Annotated in this window: 19 protein-coding genes and 1 pseudogene; 4 read left to right on the top strand and 16 right to left on the bottom strand. The window is 58.1% G+C overall.

Annotation, left to right across the window (positions count from 1 at the left end):
- Positions 1–5 precede the first annotated feature (5 nt).
- Complete coding sequence (guaB, locus tag ABLU78_RS04440) at positions 6–1,472, bottom strand: IMP dehydrogenase (RefSeq protein WP_015370334.1); 1,467 nt, start codon at positions 1,470–1,472, stop codon at positions 6–8.
- A 158-nt stretch (positions 1,473–1,630) separates the two neighbouring features.
- On the opposite strand from guaB, the gene xseA reads away from it, so the two are divergent.
- The 3 genes and pseudogenes from xseA to ABLU78_RS04425 all read left to right on the top strand — a co-directional run bounded on the left by xseA (position 1,631) and on the right by ABLU78_RS04425 (position 4,459).
- Positions 1,631–3,004, top strand: coding sequence for an exodeoxyribonuclease VII large subunit (xseA, locus tag ABLU78_RS04435; protein WP_032712154.1), 1,374 nt, complete (start codon positions 1,631–1,633; stop codon positions 3,002–3,004).
- Positions 3,005–3,084: 80 nt separating this feature from the next.
- Positions 3,085–4,124 (top strand): annotated as a pseudogene (locus tag ABLU78_RS04430) (M4 family metallopeptidase).
- Positions 4,121–4,459: a protealysin inhibitor emfourin gene (locus ABLU78_RS04425; RefSeq protein ID WP_048229230.1), complete on the top strand. Its 339-nt coding sequence runs from the start codon at positions 4,121–4,123 to the stop codon at positions 4,457–4,459. The pseudogene ABLU78_RS04430 and the gene ABLU78_RS04425 overlap by 4 nt, the downstream one beginning before the upstream one ends.
- Here ABLU78_RS04425 and ABLU78_RS04420 read toward each other — a convergent pair.
- The 11 genes from ABLU78_RS04420 to ABLU78_RS04370 form a co-directional block, all read right to left on the bottom strand.
- Positions 4,456–4,671 (bottom strand): zinc ribbon domain-containing protein, encoded by a 216-nt coding sequence (locus ABLU78_RS04420; protein WP_048229232.1) that lies wholly within the window; start codon positions 4,669–4,671, stop codon positions 4,456–4,458. The genes ABLU78_RS04425 and ABLU78_RS04420 overlap by 4 nt on opposite strands.
- 116 nt (positions 4,672–4,787) lie before the next feature.
- Positions 4,788–6,266, bottom strand: coding sequence for a ribosome biogenesis GTPase Der (gene der, locus ABLU78_RS04415; RefSeq protein WP_015370328.1), 1,479 nt, complete (start codon positions 6,264–6,266; stop codon positions 4,788–4,790).
- A gap of 113 nt (positions 6,267–6,379) precedes the next feature.
- Positions 6,380–7,558 carry an outer membrane protein assembly factor BamB gene (gene bamB, locus ABLU78_RS04410; protein WP_015370327.1) on the bottom strand — a complete coding sequence of 393 codons (1,179 nt, stop codon included), beginning with the start codon at positions 7,556–7,558 and terminating at the stop codon, positions 6,380–6,382.
- 10 nt (positions 7,559–7,568) lie between these two features.
- On the bottom strand, positions 7,569–8,189 hold the full coding sequence (locus ABLU78_RS04405; protein ID WP_020078181.1) for a YfgM family protein: 621 nt from the start codon (positions 8,187–8,189) through the stop codon (positions 7,569–7,571).
- A gap of 34 nt (positions 8,190–8,223) precedes the next feature.
- Positions 8,224–9,498 (bottom strand): histidine--tRNA ligase, encoded by a 1,275-nt coding sequence (gene hisS / locus ABLU78_RS04400; RefSeq protein WP_045386955.1) that lies wholly within the window; start codon positions 9,496–9,498, stop codon positions 8,224–8,226.
- Positions 9,499–9,587: 89 nt separating this feature from the next.
- Positions 9,588–10,709, bottom strand: coding sequence for a flavodoxin-dependent (E)-4-hydroxy-3-methylbut-2-enyl-diphosphate synthase (gene ispG, locus ABLU78_RS04395; RefSeq protein WP_048229234.1), 1,122 nt, complete (start codon positions 10,707–10,709; stop codon positions 9,588–9,590).
- A 26-nt stretch (positions 10,710–10,735) separates the two neighbouring features.
- A complete protein-coding gene (gene rodZ / locus ABLU78_RS04390; protein WP_047053913.1) occupies positions 10,736–11,734 on the bottom strand; it encodes a cytoskeleton protein RodZ in 999 nt (332 codons plus the stop codon).
- 274 nt (positions 11,735–12,008) lie between these two features.
- Positions 12,009–13,175, bottom strand: coding sequence for a bifunctional tRNA (adenosine(37)-C2)-methyltransferase TrmG/ribosomal RNA large subunit methyltransferase RlmN (locus ABLU78_RS04385; RefSeq protein ID WP_015370322.1), 1,167 nt, complete (start codon positions 13,173–13,175; stop codon positions 12,009–12,011).
- A 290-nt stretch (positions 13,176–13,465) separates the two neighbouring features.
- The gene (gene ndk / locus ABLU78_RS04380; RefSeq protein ID WP_004866348.1) at positions 13,466–13,897 is read right to left on the bottom strand and encodes a nucleoside-diphosphate kinase; all 432 of its coding nucleotides are present in this window, start codon (positions 13,895–13,897) and stop codon (positions 13,466–13,468) included.
- Between the two features lie 160 nt (positions 13,898–14,057).
- Positions 14,058–16,382 carry a peptidoglycan glycosyltransferase PbpC gene (pbpC, locus tag ABLU78_RS04375; protein ID WP_048229236.1) on the bottom strand — a complete coding sequence of 775 codons (2,325 nt, stop codon included), beginning with the start codon at positions 16,380–16,382 and terminating at the stop codon, positions 14,058–14,060.
- Entirely contained in the window at positions 16,383–21,326 is a 4,944-nt protein-coding gene (locus tag ABLU78_RS04370) for an alpha-2-macroglobulin (protein WP_142966375.1), read from the bottom strand.
- A 204-nt stretch (positions 21,327–21,530) separates the two neighbouring features.
- Here ABLU78_RS04370 and sseA point away from each other — a divergent pair, with 204 nt between their 5' ends.
- On the top strand, positions 21,531–22,379 hold the full coding sequence (sseA, locus tag ABLU78_RS04365; protein ID WP_015370319.1) for a 3-mercaptopyruvate sulfurtransferase: 849 nt from the start codon (positions 21,531–21,533) through the stop codon (positions 22,377–22,379).
- 43 nt (positions 22,380–22,422) lie between these two features.
- Here the strand turns inward: sseA and sseB are convergent, their stop codons facing one another.
- From sseB to fdx, 4 genes are all read right to left on the bottom strand, one after another.
- Entirely contained in the window at positions 22,423–23,199 is a 777-nt protein-coding gene (sseB, locus tag ABLU78_RS04360) for an enhanced serine sensitivity protein SseB (protein ID WP_015370318.1), read from the bottom strand.
- An 84-nt stretch (positions 23,200–23,283) separates the two neighbouring features.
- Positions 23,284–24,570, bottom strand: coding sequence for an aminopeptidase PepB (pepB, locus tag ABLU78_RS04355; RefSeq protein WP_015370317.1), 1,287 nt, complete (start codon positions 24,568–24,570; stop codon positions 23,284–23,286).
- A gap of 71 nt (positions 24,571–24,641) precedes the next feature.
- Positions 24,642–24,842 (bottom strand): Fe-S cluster assembly protein IscX, encoded by a 201-nt coding sequence (gene iscX, locus ABLU78_RS04350; protein WP_002913954.1) that lies wholly within the window; start codon positions 24,840–24,842, stop codon positions 24,642–24,644.
- Between the two features lies 1 nt (position 24,843).
- Entirely contained in the window at positions 24,844–25,179 is a 336-nt protein-coding gene (gene fdx, locus ABLU78_RS04345; RefSeq protein ID WP_012540871.1) for an ISC system 2Fe-2S type ferredoxin, read from the bottom strand.
- Position 25,180 lies beyond the last annotated feature (1 nt).

Here is a 25,180-nt window from a genome sequence, read left to right as displayed (position 1 = left end):
GAAAATCAGGAGCCCATGCGGTAGTTCGGGGATTCCTTGGTGATCGTCACGTCGTGAACGTGGCTCTCCTGGATGCCCGCGCCGCTGATGCGCACGAACTCTGCTTTGGTACGCAGTGCGTCAATAGTACCACAACCGGTCAGACCCATACAGGAGCGCAGGCCGCCCATCTGCTGGTGAATGATCTCTTTCAGGCGGCCTTTATAGGCAACGCGGCCTTCGATACCTTCCGGTACCAGTTTGTCAGCGGCGTTATCGCTCTGGAAGTAACGGTCGGAGGAACCTTTGGACATCGCGCCCAGGGAACCCATACCGCGGTAGGATTTGTAAGAACGGCCCTGATAGAGCTCGATTTCACCCGGGGATTCTTCGGTACCGGCCAGCATGGAGCCAACCATCACCGCGGCGGCGCCTGCGGCAATCGCTTTTGCGATATCGCCGGAGAAGCGGATACCGCCATCGGCGATAACCGGAATACCGGTGCCTTCCAGCGCTTCAACCGCGTCGGAAACGGCGGTGATCTGCGGAACGCCTACGCCGGTAACGATACGGGTAGTACAGATGGAGCCTGGGCCGATACCCACTTTCACCGCGCTGACGCCAGCTTCCGCCAGGGCACGAGCACCCGCGCCGGTCGCCACGTTACCGCCGATGATTTGCAGGTCAGGATATTTAGCGCGCGTTTCGCGAATACGCTGCAGAACGCCTTCGGAGTGACCGTGAGAGGAGTCGATCAGCAGAACGTCAACGCCTGCGGCAACCAGCGCGTCAACGCGCTCTTCGTTACCGGCGCCAGCGCCAACGGCCGCGCCAACGCGCAGACGACCGTGCTCGTCTTTACACGCATTCGGTTTACGTTCCGCTTTCTGGAAATCTTTTACGGTGATCATGCCGCGCAGGTGGAAGCTATCATCCACTACCAGCGCTTTTTCTACGCGTTTTTCATGCATTTTCGCGAAGACCACTTCACGGCTTTCACCTTCACGCACGGTGACCAGGCGCTCTTTCGGCGTCATATAAACGCTGACCGGCTGATTCAGGTCGGTAACAAAACGCACGTCGCGGCCGGTGATAATGCCGACCAGTTCGTTGTCTTCGGTCACTACCGGATAACCGGCGAAACCGTTACGTTCGGTCAGTTCTTTCACTTCGCGCAGGGTGGTAGTCGGCAGAACGGTCTGTGGATCGCTTACCACGCCGGATTCATGTTTCTTCACGCGGCGGACTTCTTCCGCCTGGCGCTCGATTGACATGTTTTTATGAATAAAGCCGATGCCGCCTTCCTGGGCCAGGGCAATTGCCAGGCGCGCTTCAGTTACGGTATCCATCGCCGCGGAGAGCATAGGAATATTCAGACGAATCGTTTTCGTCAGCTGCGTGCTGAGATCGGCGGTATTCGGCAGAACGGTAGAATGAGCGGGAACAAGGAGGACGTCGTCAAACGTCAGGGCTTCTTTAGCGATACGTAGCATGGGCAATATCTCGACCAGGGTGGATAAATATTGCCGTGGCATTATACAGAGCGTAACCGATTGCATCCACCCTTTTTTGCAAATAATACTTGCGATCCCCTCTCAGCGCGTTACTATCGACTGAATAACCTGCTGATTTAGAATTTGATCTTGCTCACATGTTGCCATCTCAATCCCCTGCAATATTTACGGTCAGCCGCCTGAATCAGACGGTTCGCTTACTGCTGGAACGCGAAATGGGCCAGGTATGGATAAGCGGCGAGATCTCTAACTTCAGCCAGCCCTCTTCCGGCCACTGGTACTTCACCTTAAAAGACGATAACGCTCAGGTGCGCTGCGCGATGTTTCGCAACAGCAACCGTCGCGTCACGTTTCGCCCGCAGCATGGCCAGCAGGTGCTGGTTCGCGCCAACATTACGCTTTACGAGCCTCGCGGCGACTACCAGATCATTGTCGAAAGCATGCAGCCCGCCGGTGAGGGCCTGTTGCAGCAAAAATATGAGCAGCTCAAGGCGCTCCTGACGGCAGAAGGGTTATTCGATCAAAGCCACAAGCAGGCGCTCCCCTCTCCCGCGCACTGCGTCGGCGTCATCACCTCCAAAACCGGCGCCGCGCTGCATGATATCTTACATGTGTTGAAACGCCGCGATCCCTCGCTGCCGGTGATTATCTACCCGACGGCGGTGCAAGGCGATGATGCGCCGGGGCAAATCGTGCGCGCAATAGCATTAGCCAACCAGCGCCAGGAGTGCGATGTGCTGATCGTCGGGCGCGGCGGCGGTTCGCTGGAAGATTTATGGAGCTTTAACGACGAACGGGTCGCGCGGGCGATTTTCGCCAGCCGCATTCCGGTAGTGAGCGCCGTCGGCCATGAAACTGACGTCACTATCGCCGATTTCGTCGCCGACCTGCGTGCGCCGACGCCTTCTGCGGCAGCAGAGATCGTCAGCCGCAATCAGCAGGAACTGTTGCGTCAGCTACAGTCCGGCCAGCAGCGCCTGGAGATGGCGATGGATTACTTCCTCGCCAACCGCCATCGCCGCTTTACTCAGCTGTTTCACCGTTTACAGCAGCAACATCCTCAGCTGCGCTTAGCGCGTCAGCAGACCGAACTGGAGCGCCTGCGTCAGCGAATGCGCTTTGCGCTGGAAAGCCAGCTCAAACGTGCCGACCAGCGCCAGCAGCGCGCCGTGCAGCGGTTGAATCAGCAAAACCCGCAGCCGCGCATCCATCGCGCGCAGTCGCGTATTCAGCAACTGGAGTATCGTCTGGCGGAAAATATTCGCGCCCGCCTGAGCGAGCAGCGCGAGCGTTTCGGCAATACCGTGACGCATCTGGAAGCCGTCAGCCCGCTGGCGACGCTGGCTCGCGGCTATAGCGTCACCTCAGCCGGCGATGGCAAAGTATTGAAAAAAATCAAACAGGTGCAGGCTGGCGATGTCGTGACTACCCGGCTGGAAGATGGTTGGGTCGAAAGCGAAGTGACAGCCATCACTCCGGTGAAGAAAACGCGCGCCCGCAAAAAAGTCTGATTATCCTCCCGTTTCATGCGGGGATAACTATACTGCTGTCATGCCCTTTTAAAACCGTTCATCCGGCCAGGGAGCGTGATATGCCAGATACTCGTCCTCGTTTCGTGATTCCACCCTACATTTTACGCCGCATTGTCGATCATGGCTCCGCTCAGCAACAGCGCTGCGCGCAGCAAACGCTGAGCCATGTACAAACCCTGATGGCGCATGTGCCGGGCCGCCCCGCTGCCGCCCCGCTGCCGCCCATGTCGCCATGCCAGGCCAGCTTGAGCGCGACATTTACGATGCCAGGCAGACTCAGGAACTTCCAGGGAGCCAGGTGCGTTTTGAAGGACAGCCTTCCAACGGCGATGTCGCCGTCGATGAGGCCTATGATTATCTCGGCATCACCCATGATTTTTTCTGGAAGAGCTATCATCGTGATTCGCTGGACAACCGCGGATTGAAGCTGACCGGCAGCGTCCACTATGGTCACGAATATCAAAATGCCTTCTGGAACGGGCAACAAATGGTGTTTGGCGACGGTGATGGCGAGATCTTTAATCGTTTTACTATTGCTATTGATGTGGTGGCGCACGAGTTAAGCCATGGCGTTACGGAGAGCGAAGCCGGGCTTATCTATTTCGAACAATCCGGGGCGCTCAATGAATCGCTTTCCGATGTTTTTGGCTCGCTGGTCAAACAATATCAGCGCCAGCAAACGGCAGACAAAGCGGACTGGATAATTGGCGAGGGGCTACTTGCGAAAGGTATTCACGGCCAAGGTCTGCGTTCGATGTCGCACCCGGGAACCGCCTATGATGACCCTATTCTTGGCAAAGACCCACAACCCGCCCACATGAAAGATTTTGTGCATACCCAGCAGGATAACGGCGGCGTGCATATTAACTCCGGCATTCCTAATCATGCTTTCTATCTCGCCGCCATCGCGCTGGGTGGTTTTGCATGGGAAAAAGCGGGATATGCCTGGTACGACGCGATTTGTGATAAATCGCTGGCAAAAGACGCCGATTTCCCGGCCTTTGCCAAACTGACGATTCATCATGGCGAAAAACGTTTTGGTAAAGAGACCGCCGAGGCGATTCGAAAGGCCTGGGAGGATGTTGGAGTCACATCATGAACGAGGCAGACCTCAGCGATGACGCGATTATTGAGCTGGCCCGCGAAGGTGGCGTCGCCTGGATCCCGACGCTGAGCGGCATGCGTAAGATTGTCGTGGCGCAGCTTAACGAACAGCAAAAACAGCGCATCGCCGCAATACTGCAGCAGTCGTTGCCGCTCGGCAAGCCGCCGGGGCAGCCGGATTCTCCGGGTAGCGGCGACCAGCGTTTCTTTCGCATCCAAATAATCAGCGCCCGGCGCTATCACAGCCTGATCATTCTCGTCCCGGAAGAGCGGGCGCCGGAGGCGCTGGTTGAACTCTGGCGAAATGGTGAAGGCTGCGTTAGCGATTAACCGAGCACAAATTCGACGCGTTTTTTCGAAATCAGTCCGTGGCCGTGCTGACAGAAATAATCCACCGCGCCGCAGGCCTTCAGTACATCCAGCGGCTGATGGCAGTCCGGGCAGCGCGCCTCTACAGCAAACTCTTTCTCACAGTGCGCGCAATGCGCGACGTTGCCTTGCGTTTCCAACCGGGCATGGCAAATCGGGCAATTGAGTTCCATGGTGCCTCCTTCTCATAATGAATAGCATGAGTTTATCACGTCATACGTCAGCGTTGCTGACCCGCGAAGCGTTGAATAGGGTAGATAAAAAAACCCGCCAGCGGCGGGTTTCTGCATTATTTGCTTTTCTTGATATGTTTAATCAAGCGCTTACGCTTACGCATCTGGTTCGGCGTCAGGGTATTGCGTTTATTGGCAAACGGGTTTTCCCCTTCCTTGAACTGAATACGGATCGGCGTACCCATGACATCCAGGGATTTACGGAAGTAGTTCATCAGGTAACGCTTATACGAATCCGGCAGGTCTTTCACCTGGTTGCCGTGAATCACCACGATCGGCGGGTTATAACCGCCGGCGTGCGCATACTTCAGCTTCACGCGGCGACCGCGTACCAGCGGCGGCTGATGGTCTTCTGCTGCCATGGTCATAATGCGGGTCAGCATGGCGGTACCCACGCGACGGGTGGCGCTGTCGTAAGCTTCGCGCACCGATTCGAACAGGTTGCCAACGCCGCTGCCGTGCAGAGCGGAGATAAAGTGCACGCGGGCGAAGTCGATGAAGCCCAGACGGAAGTCGAGGGTTTCTTTCACCTGCTCTCTCACTTCCTGGCTCAGGCCATCCCATTTGTTGACCACGATAACCAGGGAACGACCGCTGTTAAGGATAAAGCCCAGCAGCGACAGGTCCTGATCGGAGATGCCTTCACGGGCATCAATGACCAGCATCACCACGTTGGCGTCTTCAATCGCCTGCAGCGTCTTGATGACCGAGAATTTCTCCACGACGTCGGTAATTTTGCCGCGCTTACGCACGCCGGCGGTATCGATCAGCACATATTCGCGTTCATCGCGCTGCATCGGGATGTAGATACTGTCGCGGGTTGTGCCCGGCATATCGTAAACCACCACGCGATCTTCGCCGAGAATACGGTTAGTCAGCGTTGACTTACCGACGTTCGGACGGCCGACGATCGCCAGCTTAATCGGCAGATCTTGCGGGTTGAAGTCGTCTTCCGGCTCTTCAACTTCTTCGCCGTTTTGCTCGGCTTCAAACTGCGCCCAGTAGGCGGCGTCTTCATCCACTTCTTCCTGCGGATTAACCTCATCTACCCACGGTAGCAGCACGTGTTCCAGCAGGCTGGTAACACCGCGACCATGCGAAGCGGCGATCGGATAAATATCGCCCAGCCCCAGCGACCAGAAGTCGGCCATCGCCTGATCGACGTCGATGCCGTCGGTTTTGTTCGCCACCAGGAAGGTCGGTTTTTCGCGAGAACGCAGATGTTTGGCGATCGCGGAATCCGCCGGCATCAGGCCCGCGCGCGCATCAACCATAAACAGCACCACGTCGGCCTCTTCAATCGCCAGCAGAGACTGTTCCGCCATCCGGGTTTCCACGCCTTCTTCCGTACCGTCGATACCGCCGGTATCGATACAGATGAATTCGCGGCCTTCCACTTCAGCACGACCGTACTTACGGTCGCGAGTCAGCCCCGGGAAATCCGCGACCAACGCGTCACGAGTGCGCGTTAAGCGGTTGAAGAGCGTGGATTTTCCAACGTTAGGGCGCCCGACAAGCGCGACCACAGGTATCATGTTAAATGCCTCATACAAATTGCAATACAACCTCATTTTACGAGGTTTTTTAAAAAGTCAAAACGGCCCCTGTCTGTCAGGAGCCGTTTATTAAAGCGATACTACCGCGCGAGTTAACGCGTGATCGAATACAGCGTACCGTCTTTGGCCTGGATAAGCAGGCGACCGTCGGCGATAACCGGGTCGGTCAGGAAACCGGAGCTATCGACTTTCTGCTGCGCCACAAAGTGGCCGTCTTCCGGATTAATCCAGTGCATGTAACCTTCGCTGTCGCCTACCACCAGGCTGCCGTTATACAGCGCCGGAGAAGTCAGCAGACGGTGCAGCAGATCGCTCTGGGTCCACAGCGTTACGCCGCCATCGGTGGTCAGCGCCAGCAGACGGTCATTCTGATCGACCAGATAGATACGGTCGCCGTCAACGATGAAATCGTTCACAGAACCCAGTTCGCGTTTCCAGATAATCTGGCCGCTGCGCAGATCCAGCGCGGTCAGGTTGCCATTATAAGCCAACGTATAAACAACGCCATTAACGATAACCGGCGTGGTGTCAACGTCGTTCAGACGGTCGATTTCAGTCGGGCCGGTGGCCGTAGAAATACGCTGCTGCCAAATCATCTGCCCCTGCTGCATCAGCACGGCGCTGACGCGACCGTTGTCACCGCCGACAATCGCCGCGCCATAAGCGGTGGCCGGAGCGGACTCACCGCGCAGGGAGAGCGCAGGCATGTCCAGGTTCACGGTCCATTTTACCGCGCCGTCGGTTTCGTTCAGCGCCTGCAGCTGACCGTTGCTGGTATGCACCAGTACCATGCCATCGCTAACGACCGGACGAGAAATCGCTTCACCCGCCACACGGCTCTGCCACGCGACGGTACCGTCGCTGGTATTCAGCGCGAACAGCTGCGCCTTTTCAGTACCAACATAAACGTGGCCGCCGGAAACGGTCAGCCCGCCGGAGAGCAGCGCCGGAGCGCGCGAGAACCAGCCGTCTTTTTCCGCCAGGTTCACCGACCAGACTTCTTTACCGTCTTCAGCGTGCAGTGCTTTCACGGTGCCTTTACGGTCAGCCGCATACACAACGCCATCGGCAAAGGCCGGGTGCAGGTTGGAATAGAAATCACCGATACCATCGCCAACTGAAGTGCTCCAGGACGTGGACGGCGTAAACTGGTTTTCCACCGTCGGCAGCGGTGACATTTTCACCACATCTTCTTCGCTGTTAAACAGCGAGCAACCGCTCAGTAAGGTGACGGAAAGCAGCCCTGGCAAAAGTAATTTACGCAATTGCATCGAGTCCCTCTCAGATGGACAAATTATTTATTTTCATACGCATCATTTCGCTGAGCGCTGGCGATGCATCGCTTTTCACGCCTGCTTCCCAGGCCGCGCGGGCACCCTGCTTGTCGCCTTTGCTCAGCAGAATTTCACCGCGCAAATCGGCGACGATAGCGGTCCAGCCTTCGCCTTTAATGCCTTCCAGGGTTTTCAGCGCCGCATCCGGCTGCTTAAGCTGCAGCTGTACGCGGGCCAGACGCATATTGATAACCGATTTCAGGTTATCGTCAGAGGCGGCCGCCAGCCCTTGTTGCAGTTGCTTCTCCGCGCCCTGCAGATCGTTTTTATCGACCAGACGCTGCGCGAGCTCCAGCGATGCGAACGCGCCATAGGTGTTTTTGCTGTCGGCGGCGAATTTCTCCGCTGCGGTCAGGGTTTCAGGCGAATCTGACTTCAGTGCGGAAATGGCATTCTCATAGGCCAGAGAGGAATCCCGGGCCGAATCCAGCTGATGGGAAGTCCAGTAGCGCCAGCCAACCAGCGCGCCGATCCCTAAAATCACCCCGACGGCCAGCGCTTTACCGTTCTCGGCAAAGAAACGCTTGAGGGCGTCGACCTGCTCGTTTTCGTTGTTGAAAGTTTCCACGCAGTCCTTCTCCTGACTAATAGTTTCCGGGAAATTAACCCAGAAGTGTGCGCAAATGCGCGGCAACGCAATCCTGCGTTACGGTAGTTTGCTCACCTGAGCGTAAATCCTTCACTACCACGTTTCCGTCAGCAATTTCTGACTCACCGACCACCAGCGCGACGCGCGCGCCCCACTTGTCAGCGCGGGCGAACTGCTTCTTAAAGTTACCGCCGCCGTGGTTAGTCATCAGCTTAACGCCGGGCAGCGCATCGCGAACCTGCTCAGCCAGACGCATTGCTGCGGACTGAGTATCGGTACCGGAGGCTACCAGGTATATATCGACAACAGGATCGGCTTTAAATTCCGGATTGACTGCCTGAACCAGTAAAACAAGACGTTCCAGGCCCATCGCAAAGCCAACGCCCGGCGTTGCGCGTCCGCCAAGCTGCTCTACCAGACCGTCATAACGGCCGCCGGCGCAGACGGTACCCTGCGAACCGAGGCTGGTCGTGACCCACTCAAATACGGTGCGATTGTAATAGTCGAGCCCGCGCACCAGGCGCTGGTTGACGGTATAGCGAATTCCAGCGGCGTCGAGCAGCGCGCACAGACCGGCGAAGTGTTCTTTGGACTCGTCGTCCAGATAATCGCCCAGCGCCGGCGCATCGTTCAGCAGCGACTGCACTTCCGGATTTTTAGAGTCCAGCACGCGCAGCGGATTGGTATACATGCGGCGTTTGCAGTCTTCATCAAGCTTATCTTTAAATTGTTCCAGATAGGCAACCAGCGCGTCGCGATAGGCGGCACGCGCCTCCAGCGAACCGATGGAGTTCAGCTCAAGGCTGACATGATCGGAAATGCCCAGCTCGCGCCACCAGCGCGCGGTCAACATGATAAGCTCAGCGTCGATATCCGGGCCCTGCAGGCCAAAGACTTCCGCGCCAATCTGATGGAACTGACGGTAGCGCCCTTTCTGCGGACGCTCGTGGCGGAACATCGGCCCCACGTACCACAGACGCTGTTCTTGATTGTACAGCAGACCATGTTCGATGCCGGCACGTACGCAGCCCGCCGTTCCTTCCGGACGCAGCGTCAGGCTATCGCCATTGCGGTCTTCGAAGGTATACATCTCTTTTTCAACCACGTCGGTCACTTCGCCGATCGCGCGTTTGAATAACGGGGTCTGCTCTACAATCGGCAAACGAATTTCGCTGTAACCGTAGCTACCGAGCACCTGCTTCAGTGAGCCTTCAATGCGCTGCCAGAGAGCGGTTTCGCCCGGCAGATAATCGTTCATGCCACGGATGGCTTGAATGTTCTTTGCCACGTTTATTCTCTTTATATATAAAAATGAACCCCGGCGCCTTGCGCCCGCAGGTTCAATCATACACGGGAAGCGTATTGCTTCCCAACACGTTATTTTGCTTCAACCTGCTGAACTTCAATACGACGCGCTTCATCCAACATGGTGGCTTTCGCACGGATACGCGCTTCCAGCTGGTCGATCATGTCGTTGTTGTCCAGTCGGTCTTTGCGCACGCCGTCTTCATACAGGCCGCTTTTTTTGTTGCCGCCGGTGACGCCGAGAGTGGAAACCAGCGCTTCGCCAGGGCCGTTAACCACACAGCCGATGATCGAAACATCCATCGGAGTGATGATATCTTCCAGACGCTGCTCCAGCGCGTTCACCGTACCGATGACGTCAAACTCCTGACGCGAGCAGGTCGGGCAAGCGATAAAGTTAATACCGCGAGAACGGATGCGCAGCGACTTCAGGATATCGAAGCCAACTTTGATCTCTTCCACCGGGTCGGCGGCCAGCGACACGCGCAGGGTATCGCCGATCCCTTCAGACAGCAGCAGACCTAAACCGATCGCGGATTTTACCGCGCCGCTACGTGCGCCGCCCGCTTCGGTGATCCCGAGATGCAGCGGTTGATCGATCTGCTTCGCCAACAGACGATAGGATTCAACAGCGAGGAAGACATCTGAGGCTTTTACGCTAACTTTGAACTGATCGAAGTTCAAACGATCGAGATGATCGACGTGACGCATGGCGGACTCTAACAGCGCCTGCGGCGTCGGCTCGCCGTATTTTTCCTGCAGATCTTTTTCCAGCGAACCGGCGTTGACGCCGATGCGGATAGGAATGTTTTTGTCGCGCGCGCAGTCCACAACCATGCGGATACGCTCTTCGTTACCAATGTTGCCAGGGTTGATGCGCAGGCAATCAACGCCATATTCCGCGACTTTCAGCGCGATACGGTAGTCAAAGTGGATATCGGCGACCAGCGGGACGTTGACCTGCTGTTTGATGAGCTTGAAAGCTTCCGCTGCGTCCATCGTCGGGACGGAAACGCGGACGATGTCCGCGCCTACGCGCTCCAGCGCTTTGATTTGATTTACCGTCGCGGCCACATCGGTGGTGCGAGTATTGGTCATCGACTGTACGGCGATGGGGCTCCCATCGCCAATCGGCACATTACCAACGTAAATGCGTTTGGACTTTCTACGTTGAATTGGAGCCTGGTTATGCATGAAAAATCTCCCGCGTTACCCGTCTGTTACTGCGCCGGTGATTGTTCGGCATTAAGGGTCAGACGCGCAACCTGGTTAGTTCTGATAAAACGACTCAAATCGACTGGTTTGCCCAGATACTGGATTTGTACCGCAGCCGGGGCGCCGATTTTCAGCTTATACGGCGCCTGACCGCTCAGGTTCAGGTTCCCGCCTTTACGCTGCAGGCCGCTGAACAGTTTCTTACCGGTCGCATCGCTCACTTCCAGCCAGCAATCGGCGCTAAAGTTCATCACCAGATCCTGAGCGGAAACCGTCGTCGCGGCATTCGCCTGATCGGTCGGCAATGCGGAGGTCGGGGCTGGCGCAGCCGGCGCGGCGGCGGCGGTATCGACGTTAGCCTGCGAAGGAGCGACCACGGCGTTGTTATCCACCGGCGCGGGGGTAGCCGCTGGCGCGCTTGGCGCAGGTGCGGTGGAGGTATCGACAGGCGCGCTATTGGCATTGGCTGCCGTCGTATCCGGCGCGTTATTCGCCGAGCTGGTATCCAGCGGAATTGACTGGCTGCCGCTATCGCTACTGTTCAGATCGCTGGTGGATTGATCGGCCATGCTGGTGATCTCTTCCTGCTGCGCTTTGTGGTCTTGCCACCACCATGCACCGCTCAGGCCGATAACCACAAACAAAATCAGCCAGGTAAAGCTCATCAGCCAACCGTCGCGTTTTTTGCGACGTTTACCCAGCGAGAAGCTCTGCATCGGCGCCACTTTGGCGGCGCGAATCGGCGCTTGCTTCGCCATCATCGGCAGCAGTTCTTCTTCCGGAATATGTACGAGGCGAGCGTAGGAACGGATATAGCCACGCAGGAAGGTCGAAGCGAGATCGGCTGGCGCCTTATCTTCTTCAATATCACGAACCGTGGAAACCTTCAGGCATAAGCGTTCAGCCACCGCTTGCTGGCTGAGTCCGAGTTGTTCGCGGGCGTTACGCAGGCGCGCGCCCGTAGAGTTTGCTTCTTGATGGTCTTGAGTGGCTTCAGTATTCATTCGCTACAACTACTGGTACGTGAAATTTAAAGTTCAGCGCGGGAAAGAGCCTGCGCCGCGAGACACTGCTCAACGTCAACCGACAGTATAAGGCTGTCCGGGCGACTATCACAGAGACTTATCAATATTGAATGCTAAGCGGTTGTTGTACCGCTACATACTGCCTCAAAGTCGACAAAAACGCACCGTAATTATTAACCGAATCAGCGTATTTCGCCTGGCAATTCGACATATTTATGCAGCGCGCAGCGAAAGCTGTGCGCTGCATAACTTATCAGACGGCTTTCACGTCGATCGCTTCGCCCTGCATACGCTTACGCAGCGTACGTTTGGTACGGTCGATTACGTCGCCCGCCAGCTGGCCGCAGGCAGCATCGATATCGTCGCCGCGGGTTTTACGCACGATGGTGGTGAAACCATATTCCATCAGCACTTTGGAGAAACGATCGATACGGCTGTTAGAACTACGGCCATACGGCGCGCCCGGGAACGGGTTCCATGGGATCAGGTTGATCTTGCACGGCGTATCTTTCAGCAGCGCCGCCAGTTCATGGGCGTGCTCGGTACCGTCGTTGACGTGATCCAGCATGACGTACTCGATAGTCACACGACCCTGGTTGGCGTTGGACTTCGAAATATAGCCGCGCACCGAGTTCAGGAAGGTCTCAATATTGTACTTTTTGTTAATCGGTACAATTTCGTCGCGGATGGTGTCGTTCGGCGCGTGCAGAGAAATCGCCAGCGCAACGTCGATCATGTCGCCGAGTTTATCCAGCGCCGGCACCACGCCGGAGGTAGACAAGGTCACGCGGCGTTTGGAGAGACCAAAACCGAAGTCATCCAGCATGATTTCCATCGCCGGAACGACGTTGTTGAGGTTCAGCAGCGGCTCGCCCATGCCCATCATTACCACGTTGGTAATTGGACGCACGCCGGTAGTCTTCACCGCGCCGACGATTTTCGCCGCGCGCCAGACCTGGCCGATAATTTCGGAAACGCGCAGGTTACGGTTGAAGCCTTGCTGAGCGGTGGAGCAGAATTTACATTCCAGCGCACAGCCAACCTGTGAAGAGACGCACAGCGTGGCGCGGTCTTCTTCCGGGATGTATACCGTTTCAACGCGCTGATCGCCAACGGCAATCGCCCACTTAATGGTGCCGTCGCTGGAGCGCTGCTCTTCAACGACTTCCGGCGCGCGGATCTCGGCGACTTCCTTCAGTTTGCCGCGCAGGACTTTGTTGATGTCGGTCATTTCATCAAAGTCATCGCAGCAGTAGTGATACATCCATTTCATCACCTGATCGGCGCGGAAAGGCTTCTCGCCCATGTTTTTGAAAAACTCGCGCATCTGCTGACGGTTTAAATCCAGCAGGTTGATTTTGGCATCTTTATTCGGCACCGTCAGAGCGGCGGTATCAGGTGTGACAATTTGTTCAGACATAATTTTTCCGGCCTCGTTATTACACGTTATGGCCCCAGGTGGGTTGAAAAAGAAACGCCCCGGAGAGCGACTGCTCGTCCGGGGGCGCTATATTCTACAAATTCTGGCGCATAGAAGCCATGCCTACACGCAGTCAATGATGAAAAAATCTGTTGCTGCGTACTTAATCCTCTAAGGCTTTTCGATTGTCGCAAGGCGGCAAGCTAGTGAATCCCCGGGAGCATAGATAACTATGTGACCGGGGTGAACGCGCGCAGCCAACGCCGCGACGGTCGAAAAGACGACGAGGATTAGCGAGTGCGCGGGCAAACCTCGCCTTCAGCAAAGAAGAACGCGATTTCGCGAGCAGCGGATTCTACAGAGTCGGAACCGTGGGTGCCGTTCTCGGTGAAGCTGTCAGCGTAGTCAGCGCGCAGGGTACCGGCCAGGGCGTTGTCCGGGTTGGTGGCGCCCAGCAGGTCACGGTGACGCTGAACCGCGTTTTCGCCTTCCAGTACGGAAACCACGATCGGGCCGGAGGTCATGAACTCAACCAGACCGTCGAAGAACGGACGACCTTCGTGCTCAGCATAGAAACCGCGAGCCTGCTCAACGGTCAGATGCAGCATTTTGGTGCCGACGATTTTGAACCCTGCAGCTTCAAAGCGAGAAAAGATGCTGCCAATAACGTTTTTTGCCACCGCGTTTGGTTTGATGATGGAAAAAGTACGTTCAATAGCCATGATTACCTCTAATTAAATGTTCTGTTGTTGCACATACGATCGTATGGCCTGGCGCGCATTATAATGAGCAACGTCGGCGATGCCTACGGACGAAGGTAACATTTTGTTAAAATAAGATGAGTATTAGCAACACAAACCGCCAACAACAGATTTACCCTGTTTATTGTAGGGTGAAATTGGCGGCCGCCGTTTGCCCTGCCTCATCCATTACCACCAGTTGCCACTCGCCGGGCTTATCAAGCGTAATTGTCGTTGTTGCGCCTGTTGCCTCTAATGGCTCGCCGTTAATAAACCACCAGCGTCGCCCTTCCCCACCGCTCGTTTGCACGGGTAACATCACCCGCGCCTCGCCCGGCAGTCGTTTTATCACTGCGCCTTCGCGGATGCCGGAAAGCACCAGCGGCGCGGCATCCTGAGTCTGCAGCGGCGGACACGCCTTCGATGCCGTACCCAGCCGCGCCCGGCGGCGCTCGCTAACCGGCAGCCAGGGTTCCAGCGGCAGCGGCCAGACATCAACAGAAGTTTCTGTCGCGCCCGGACAATCCGCGGCGACCCTTTCTCCTGCTGCGTTACGCCAGACCGGGAAGCGGATACCGCGCACGCCCTCCTGACCCGGTAGCAGCAGCGTCGGCGGCTGGCTGGCGTCCAGAAGCCAGCTGGCTAAGCGCCGGCGGCAGTTGCTATCGCCAACCGGCAGATCCTGCCCGCCGGGCCAGCAGACAGTGCCGCGACTCACAGACTGCGGACGCGGGTCGACCGGCAGCCCGCCGCGGCTCATTAACGGACGCGCCAGCAGCATATTATTGACCTGGTTTAACAGCGGCACGGCGCTGGCAAAACCAAACTGCCCCACCACCGGTGTACCGTCTGGCCGTCCGGTCCAGATGCCAATCAAATAACGCGCGTTGAGGCCTACCGCCCACGCATCGCGATAACCGTAGCTGGTACCGGTTTTCCACGCCAGCGGCACCGCCTGCGGCAGCGACGCATCGGGTAATGGCTGGGCTTCGCCTGCCAATATCCGCCGGGTGATCCACGCCGCGCCTGGCGACATTAGCGCCCTTTCCACCAGCGGGTCGTCGGGCTTCATGCGCAGCCGCGCCGCCTTGCCATGACGGGCGAAGGCGCCATATGCCGCGACAATATCTTCCAGCCTCGCTCCGGCGCCGCCGAGGATCAGCGACAGATTCGGTTCGGCGCCGGCGGGTAGCATCAGAGGGAGCCCGGCATTGCGTAAATTAGCCGCAAAGCGTTTTGGTCCATAGGCTTCGAGCACCTGCACCGCCGGGAGATTCAACGAACGCACCAGAGCATCGCTGGCGCTCACCGGGCCATGAAACCCGCTGTCGAAATTACCTGGACGATAATCGCTAAAGCGCCGTGGCACATCCTGTAATAGCGATGCCGGGTGAATCAGCCCGTCATCCATCGCCATCGCGTAGATAAAGGGTTTCAGCACCGACCCCGGCGAGCGCACCGCCGAGACCATATCAATGTGGCCGAAGCGGCTATCATCGCGGATATCCGCCGATCCCACCCAGCCGCGGACTTTCATATCGGTGTGATCGACGACGACAATCGCCAGTGAGCTGCGCGGCGGCAGACGTGATTTCCAGTTCATCGCCAAATCTTCAAGCTGCCGCTGAAGCCCGGCATCGAGCGTTGTCGTCACCTTTTCATCACCGCTTGTCGCCAGCGCCCGGCGCGCAAACAGCGGCGCCAGCTGCGGCATCTGCCGCGGGAAAAGCCACACCGGCTCTTCCATCGCTTCCTGTACCGCTCGCTGCGGCCAGACGCCCTGGCTGAGCATTCTCTCCAGCACCTTATCGCGAGCCGCCTGCGCCCGCTGCGGCCAGCGGTCCGGGCGTAAACGGCTCGGCGCCTGCGGCAGCACGGCCAGTAGCGCCGCCTCGCCGTAGCTAAGCTGAGCGGGCGGTTTACCAAGATAAGCCCAGCTGGCCGCGCCGATCCCCTGCAGGGTGCCGCCAAACGGCGCGCGGTTCAGATACAGGGTAAGAATTTCGCTTTTTGACAGATGCCACTCCAGCTGCAGCGCCCGCCATAGCTGGCGTAGCTTGCCACCGAAGGTGCGCGGATGAGGGTCGAGCAGACGCGCGACCTGCATGGTGAGCGTGCTGCCGCCAGAAATCACCCGCCCGGAAGTGAGATCCTGCCAGGCGGCGCGCAGTACCGCGAAGGGATTGACCCCGGGATGTTTCCAGAACCAGCGGTCTTCATACTGAATGAGCGCCTGCAGATAGCGCGGCGAAACGTCGGCGATGGTGACCGGATAACGCCAGACGCCCTGCGCATCGGCAAAGCGCCAGAGCGGCGTGCCGTCTTCCGCCACCACCACGCGGGCGGGGGTGACTTCATGCAGCGGTAGCGGCCACAGACGATCGGCCAGCAGCACCGCTAACCACAGCAGAAAAATAAACGCCGCCAGCCAGCGCCAGCGGCGTTTTATGCGAGGTAATGCACGCATTTACGGCGTAACGGTAAGCGGGCCGCTGGCCGCCCCTGTTGCCCGCCACTGCGGTACATACATCGACTCCACCTGCGGCTGCGGTACCTGATAGGTACCCGGCGTCACCGCCCGCGCAAGATAGACCAGCGTCACCGGCTGACCTTCATTGATGGCGACTGCGGCGACAAAGCGGTCATCGCGGAACTCGATATGCTGAATATCCGCCTGCTGCATCTGGTTAAGCAGGTTTTGTACCGCTTCGCCATTCTCCTGCAGGCTGGCGCTGCTATTGGCCAGGTTCTGGTTTTCCAGCTCAAGTCCCGCCGGCAGGAGATCGACCACCAGCGCGTCAGGAACGTTACGTTTGGCGGTCACCTCCAGCTTGACCAGCACCAGTTCGCCGCTGCGCAGCGAAGTCAGCGATTTCTGCTGGCCGTGGGTATCGAAAATAGCGCGTTCAATTCCCAACACGTTGCCTCCCGGCTGTGGCGCGCTTTGCGGATAACCGCTGCTATCGAGGCGCAGCCACAGCGGCTGATTGCCGGTATTCGTCACCTGCAGCGCCGCCAGCCGATCGCCGTCGAGATTGCGGGTTTGCGCTTTGTCGCTGGCAAGCGGCTGCGCCTGCAGCGACGTTTGCGCCTGCCAGTTGCCCGGCAGGTCGGCAAGCGTACGCCCGGCAAGGAACAGCGCGTTGGTTTCCTGCGTCGACAGCCAGCGCTGACCGAAAGCCTCTTCCGACAAGCTGCTCAACAGCTGGTTTTGCACCTCTGGCAGCAGCTTATTCTCTTCCAGCAGCGCCAGCTTCAGCGCATCATCGCGAAGTTGGCTGCCGTAATCGCCCAGCCAGCGATTCTCATCCTGGCGCGGCGTGGTAACCGCCAGCTTCATGGCCTCTGCGCCGCGCGGCGCATCCCCCATGGTTTTCAGCGCAATACCGAGTTGCAGCAGCGGCAATCCAGAACGCGCCTCTTCGTGACGGCTCCAGATTTCACGCAAGGCGCCGAGCGGCGCTTTTTGCTGGCGCGCCAGCACCAGCGCGGCATATGCCTGAGCGGCAAAACGGCTGGCCTGGGCATCGTCGCTGTAGCGCACGGTCATCAAACCCGGTTCCTGTAGATAGCGCAGCAGGCGCTCGTTGCCCTTATTAATCGCGTTGACCGGCACGCTATAGCCCTGCTCACCCGCGCGGACGAGGAAGTCCATGGCGTAGGCGGTCAACCAGTACTCTTCCGGGCCGGCTTTATCCCATAGCGCAAAGCCGCCATTTTCCAGCTGCATCTGCAGCAGGCGCGAGATACCAACATCGACCGCCGCGCGGCGTTTCTCATCGCTATCGCCGCTGATCCCCAGCGCTTTTAGCTGCGCCGCGCTGGTGTACAGAGAAGGGAACAGGCCGCTGGCGGTTTGCTCAAGGCAGCCGTAAGGATAGGCTTTCAGCTCGCGGATATAGCGGGCGAGATTCAATGGCGGTTTACCGCTGAGCAGCAGTTGGCCCTGCAGCGTTTGCGGGGCGAACCCCTGACTCTGCGCCGCCGGCGCCTGCCAGCTTTCACCAGGTTGTAGCACCGCGCCGCTATTGACGGTCTGGGCCGGGAATGCCGGACGCACGCCGATTTTCCACTGCTTTTGCAGCGGCGCGAAGGTTTCGCCCGGCAGATTCAGGCCGCTGATGGTGGCATTGACCTGACCATCGCCGAATCCCGCTAACGCGGTCACCGGTATAAACAGCGTGCTGCGGGCGCCCGGCGCCAATTGTACCGGCGGCAGTTGGCCCTCGGTCAACGTGACCAACCCGCTGGCGGTAAGATGTACCTGCAGGGTTTGCGGTTTGTCGGTCAGATTGCTGAGATCCAGCGCCAGACGCGTGGCGTCGCCGCTGGCGAGGAAACGTGGGGTATTTAGTTCCGCGATAACCGGGGCGGCTACCACCACTTTATCTTCGCTGCTGCCGAAGTCGTCTGCCGTCCACGCCTGCGCCATCACCCGCAGCTCGCCGTTAAAATCGCCGATGGGTAATGTCACCGAGCCTTCACCCCGATCGTCCAACACTACCGGCTGCGCCTGCTGAGCGACGATCGTCACGTGATTAACCGGCGGTTTGCCGCCGCGTTTTAACTCGTCGCCATCGCCGCCGAAGCGCAGGTTGGCTAAACGCCCCTGCCCTTCGATCACCTGGCCGTAGATGTCATAAATATCCGCGCCGTAACGTTTCTGGCCGAAGAAAGCATTCCATGGATCCGGCGTGGCGTAATCGGTAATATTCAGCACCCCGCTATCCACCGCCGAGAGCAGAACGTTAACCTGTTTCGGCACCTCGCCCTCTTTAACGCTGGCCTTCACTTTCACCGTCAACGGCTGATTCGGGCGCATTTTCTCCGGCGCTTCCAGCGCCAGAGACAGACGGCGGTTTTCATCGCCCAGCGGCAGATGCAGCAGGCCGACCGCGCGTTTCGGCGTCGCCGATCGCGATTTATCGCCGGGGCGAACCACCAACGTGCTGAGGTAGAGATCGTGGCGATTCCAGGCTTTATCGACCGGAATAGACAGATCCATGCCCTCCGCCGGGACGTCAATTTCCTGCCACCACAGCGGCCCTTCGCTGGATTCGACCATCGCGTAGCCTTTACCCGCCGCCGGGGCGGCAATATGCAGCTTGATGGTGTCGCCCGGTTTATAGCCAGGTTTGTCGAGCTTCATCGTTACGCGATCAGGACGCGCCGCGCCGGCGCCTTCGCTGTTATCCTGCCAGCTATAGCCCGCCCAGAAGCGCACGCTGCTGACAACGTCATCCGGCCCTTTCACCTCCAGACGATACGAGCCCCACTCTACCGGGAAACTCACTTTACCTATCTGCCCGGCCTGCAAATCCAGCGACTCCTCGCCCTCCTGCAGATCTTTTTGATCGAACTGCGACTGCCAGCCTTCGCTATCGGACCAGTTCCAGTAGTAGTCGCGCCGCTCGCGGATCAGCCGCACCTGCAGACCGGAGACCGCTTTTTTCTCGCCTTTGGCATCGGCATAGACGATGTCAAACGCGGCGTTACTGTTTTCATCAACCACCGGCTGTTTCACCGTGGTATCGGTGCGGTAGTCGTAAACGTCCTTCAGCGTAAATTGCGGACGGATCCCCGGCAGCGCCTCGGCAGGCCAGATCGGCTGCTGTACGGTACGGGTCACGGGACGGCCGCCGGATTCCAGCAGGCTAGCCTGCAACACGACCTGCAGCGGCGAATGGCTATCCTGCCACTGGCTCGCGGTGGTCACTTCGCCATGGCCTTTTTCATCCAGCGTCAGTTGGACTTCATCGAGGCTACGGGAGAGGTTTTCTTCCGCGATATCGCCGAACTGGAAGCCCGGCAGCGCGGCGACGGCATCGCGTAGCGGACGCAGGAACAGTTTGCCCTGCAGCTGATTGCCGCTGGCCGGCGCGCCGTAGAGATAAGCGCCGCTGACGCTAAAGGCGACGTCGGCATCCGGGGCGATAGGTGCGGCCTGCGGCGTCAGATTCAGCGCCATGCGTTCGGGCATAAAGTCTTCGACGTGGAAATCCCACTCGCGGGGTTGATTATCGCCGGTGCTGGCGCGAATACGCCACATGCCGGTGGCCGCGCCGCTGTCGAGCGGATAAGTAAACTGATACAGGCCATTGACCGGTTTGCTCATCACTGAGCGAATCACCTGGCCATCCGGCTGCACCACTTCCAGCTTCACCGGCTGCTCCGCCAGCGGTTTACCATCGCCGTCGCGCAACAGCGCGTTAAGGATAACCGTTTCCCCCGGGCGATAGAGATCGCGCGGGCCAAACATAAAGAACTGTTTACTGAAGCCAGGGGCGCCAGCGATGGAGAATTCCGCCAGATCCAGCGCCGGCAGTTTAAGGTCAAGCAGCGTCGTCTGCCCGTCTTTACGCGCCAGCAGCAGCGCCGCTTCTTTATCGGTTTGCAGAGTAACATGGCCCTGGCTATCGCTTTTCGCCTGCGCCAGCGTCTGCCCTTTGGCGTTTAGCAGTTGTACTTCAATATCCGACTGCGCGGCGCCATTTTCGAGGCTCTGGGTGAAGACATCGAGCCGGTTGTGGTAGCGATGCGCCGAGACGCCGATATCGCTGAGGGTGAACAGCGTTGCCGCATTACTGTAGCTGTAATGACCGGCCGGATTCATCACCGCCACATAGACGCCCGGCTGCTGAAGCGGCTTGATGTCGTTAAGCGGCAGCAGCAGCTTTTCACGGGTATTACGCGCCGGGTTGAGATCGAAGCGCCCGCTGTAAACCAGATCGGCCATCTTCAACAGTTCGTCAGATTCCCAATTGCTTAACGAGTTACGGTATTCCCACTGACTGACGAAGGCCGAGAGTGATTCCGGCTTGATACGGAAAAAATTAACATCGACATTGTCGACGTTCAGCGCCATCACTGGCAGCCCGGCGACCACTTTCCCCGGCAGCAGCGAACCGCGGCTGGCGAAACCGACGCTCGGCGCGATATCGCGAGTAGCGATGTTTTTTTCAAAAGGGCTGCCGAGGGTGGCGTCATTGAGGGCAATGAGCGTTGGGTCAACGGTGACGATCAATTCACGCTTTGGCTCGAGGTGGCGCAGACGCAGCTCTTTGAGATTCGGCGCCAGCTCCCACGCGCCGTCAACCTTGCCGCTTTTCTTATCGACCAGATGCACGCTGTGGGAGAAATCCTGATCCGGTTTGAGCGGAATGGAGAAGGTCAGCACCAGCGTCGCTGCGCCATCTAGCTGCACTTCAGAAGCGTCGAGCAACGTCAAAGCCTTGCCCTGGCTTTTTTCTTTTAACGTCGCCAGCTGCGCGCTATCCGGCTTTTTCGCGCTATCGGCGGCGCCTTTATCGGCCGCCGATACGGCCTGTGGTTCACCGCTGTTATCGCAGCCGCTTAATGAGATCGCGGTAAGGAGCGCTAACGATAGCGCCGCTAAACGAAATGGTTTCATCCTTCTAACCCCTCGGCCCAGAGCCTGATGCAATCAATAACGTTCTATTATGCGTCATCGCGGCGATTCTCAACAGCTACCAGCATAGAAACCACCGATGAATCGGGAAACTACGTGACCACCTCCCCACTCCCGCGACCTTAACTTGTCAGCCCTTTATAAAACGCCGACAATTCATTGATCGATAATAAAACGGAGGCACTCATGTCCACCTCATTCTTTGTTGCGGCCGACTGGCTGGCGGAACATATTGATGACCCGCAGATTCAAATTCTTGATGCGCGGATGGCGCCGGCGGGTCAGGAAGCGCTGCGCGATATGGCGGCGGAATACCGCGACGGGCATATCCCCGGCGCGGTTTTTTTTGATATCGAAGCGCTGTCTGACCACACCAGCCCGCTGCCGCATATGATGCCGCGTGCGGAAACCTTCGCCGTGGCGATGCGCGAGCTTGGCGTCAACAGCGATAAGCACCTGGTGGTTTATGATGAAGGCAATCTGTTCTCAGCGCCGCGCGCCTGGTGGATGCTACGTACCTTCGGCGTCGAAAAAGTGTCAATTGTCGCCGGCGGCCTCGAAGGCTGGCGCCGTGATGAATTGCCGCTGGAGAAAGGCGAACCCGACCTGCCGGAAGGCGAATTTGAGGTGAACTTCGATCCGGAGGTGATCAAACGCTTAACCGATGTACTGCTGGTCAGCCACGAAGGATCGGCGCAGATCGTTGATGCCCGTCCGGCGGCGCGTTTTAACGGGCTGGCGGATGAACCGCGTCCAGGCTTACGCCGCGGGCATATCCCCGGCGCGCTTAACGTCCCGTGGACCGAGCTGGTGATTAATGGCGAACTGAAAACCGTTGATGAGATGAACGATATCTTTAAGCGTCAGGGCGTTGATTTTGCCCGACCGATTATCGCCAGCTGCGGTTCCGGGGTAACGGCGGCAGTAGTGGTACTGGCGTTGACCACCCTCGGCGTCAACGGCGTGTGCCTGTACGATGGCTCGTGGAGTGAATGGGGAGCGAGAACGGATTTGCCGATCGAGCCGGCGCAGTAAAGGTAAAATATCCGGGTAGTGGCTGCGCCCTACCCGGCAGGCTTTAAATAATCCGGTTCTGTTTGAAATCGCGCAGGAAGCTGCCCCAACGTTTTTCATAGAACGGCGTAATATGGGCAATCATAAAGTGGCTGATGCCCTTCTCGCCTTCTACCACCTGGCAAATATCGATAGGTTCATCGCCTGGCAAGGTATCGGTGGCCACGCTGCCGGTGGTTTGGATAATGGATTCAATATCTCCTTCCGCTTCAATCCCGATCAACAAGTTAGCCGGCGCGTCGGCGCTCTCTTTAATCGAGCACAGAAACGCCCGCTTGACGGTCTTCAGCGTTTTGAACAGCGTGGTCAACGAATCCACCATCTGCGCCGGCGGTTCGGCGACTTCAGACAGCAGCAGCGCTTCACCGCCTTCCAGTACCGTCTGGGTACTGAGCGGACTGCCCTCTTCACCCAGCAGATGGCTGATTTCCCGCGGGGTGAATTCTTTGCCGCTCGGCAGCTTCGGGTTGAGGAACAGCGATTCGCCCAGCGTCATCGCCATCAGCGTGCGGGCGGGCATCATCACGAAAGCCTGTTCGTCTTCTACCGCCTGCTGCAGCGCCTCCAGCGAGGTAAAGAACGGAATAACCGACGTGCCGTCTTCTTTTTCCCAATGCTGTAGATCGAGGGCGCTATCTTCGACAATCTGCTCGCCGTCAGCCGCGCTGCCCGGCACCCACACGGTGGCCTCAAGCAGCGCGGTGAAAAATGCCGGACGATGGGCAGGCTCGGTCGCCGCCTTCTCCAGCAGAGTTTCTAATTCATTTTTAGTATCAGACATAGATTCGCTACTTCAAAAATCGCCCGTCCGCGCGGGCTTACGGTTTTCCTGGCCGGGTAAGCGTAGCGCCACCCGGCAAGGCCATTACTCAGCCGTCAGCAGATTAGCGATAGTGCGCACGCCAAGGCCAGTCGCACCCGCCGACCACTGTTCAACCGCAGCTTTACGGTAAGTCGCAGAGCAGTCGATATGCAGCCAGCCCTGGTGGTAGTTTTCCACGAAGTGGGACAGGAAGCCCGCCGCGGTGCTGGCGCCGGCCGGATACGCCGCGCTACCGGTGTTGTTCAGTTCAGCGAAGTTAGACGGCAGCTGGTTGCGGTGGAATTCGGCCAGCGGCAGACGCCAGAAGGCTTCATTTTCCGCCTGCGCGCTCGCCAGCAGACGATTCGCCAGCGCGTCGTCAAAGCTAAACAGCGCGTGGTAGTCGTTACCCAACGCCGTTTTCGCCGCACCGGTCAGGGTGGCGGCATCGATGATCAGCTGCGGCTTCTGCGCCGAGGCGTCGATCAGGCCATCCGCCAGCACCAGGCGACCTTCGGCGTCGGTGTTCATGATTTCAACGGTTTTACCGTTGCGGTAATGAATGATATCGCCAAGCTTGAAAGCGTTGCCGCTAATCAGGTTATCCGCGCAGCACAGGAACAGCTTCACACGTTTGTTCAGACCGCGGGTAATGGCGAAAGCCAGCGCGCCCGTCACGGTGGCCGCACCGCCCATGTCGGATTTCATCGAATCCATAAAGGCGCTTTGCTTGATGCTGTAGCCGCCGGAGTCGAAGGTGATGCCTTTGCCGACCAGACAGGCGTATACCGGCGCGTCTTTATCGCCGGTCGGGTTGTAGTCCAGCGCCAGCAGGACCGGCGGGCGCTCGGAGCCGCGGCCAACGGTATGCAGGCCAAGATAGTTCTGCTCACGCAGATCTTCGCCTTTGGTGATGCGATAGCTGACCTTTTCGCCCGCCACGCCGCACAGCAGATCGACGGCGCGCTGCGCCAGCTGTTCTGGCCCCAGCTCTTCTGCCGGCGCGTTGATGGTGTCGCGAACCCAATCGATGATCGTCAGGCGGTTATCCAGCTCGCTGCGCTGCGCGTCGTCCAGGGTTGGCCATTCGACCTGGCGCTGACCTTTCGGCCCTTTATAGCCGGCCCAAAAAGCCCAGGCGCGATCGGTGTTCCAGCCTTCGCCGCTCAGGGCGACGTGCTTGATCCCCATGCCGTCAATTTTGCGCGCCGCGCGCTGGATTAACCCCAGGTCGTCTTTACCGTTGAGATGTAAGGCGATACCGTCGTTATTGATACTCCAGGTCGCTTTTTCTCCCCAGCGCGCATCGGCAGGCAGAGTAGAAAGCGTAATCTTCATGGCTTCGGTCATTATCTTTATCCTTATTAGCAAACGGGCCACCCTATGGCAGCCCGTTAAAATTTTTCCGCTTGAGGCGAAAATTATTCGGCTTCGTCTAACCAGACTAGCAGAATCGCCTCCAGAATTTTTTCATTGGATGCGTTTGGGTCGTCATCGAACTCTTCCAGGTCGCAAATCCACTGATGCATATCGGTGAAGCGAACGGTTTTCGGGTCGAGATCCGGGTAAGCGTCATACAAGGCTTCGCCGATTTCGCGGCTGTCGGTCCATTTCAGTGCCATATTAGTGCTCGCGTGCGTGGTTGATGGTGTAACGTGGGATCTCAACGACCAGATCTTCGTCGGTGACGCGCGCCTGGCAGCTCAGACGGCTATCAGGTTCCAGCCCCCAGGCTTTATCCAGCATGTCGTCTTCATCTTCGCTACTTTCCGCCAGCGAGTCAAAACCTTCACGCACGATGCAGTGGCAGGTGGTGCAGGCACAGGATTTCTCACAGGCGTGTTCAATCTCGATACCGCTACGCAGCGCCGCATCCAGAATGGTTTCACCGCTCTCAGCTTCCACAACTACGCCATCCGGGCACAGGTCCTGGTGGGGCAGAAAAACAATTTTTGGCATT

The sequence above is a fragment of the Klebsiella sp. JN_Kp122 genome (assembly GCF_040062085.1).
Taxonomy (GTDB): Bacteria; Pseudomonadota; Gammaproteobacteria; order Enterobacterales; family Enterobacteriaceae; genus Klebsiella; species Klebsiella aerogenes.
This window is presented reverse-complemented; position numbering and strand designations above follow the sequence as displayed.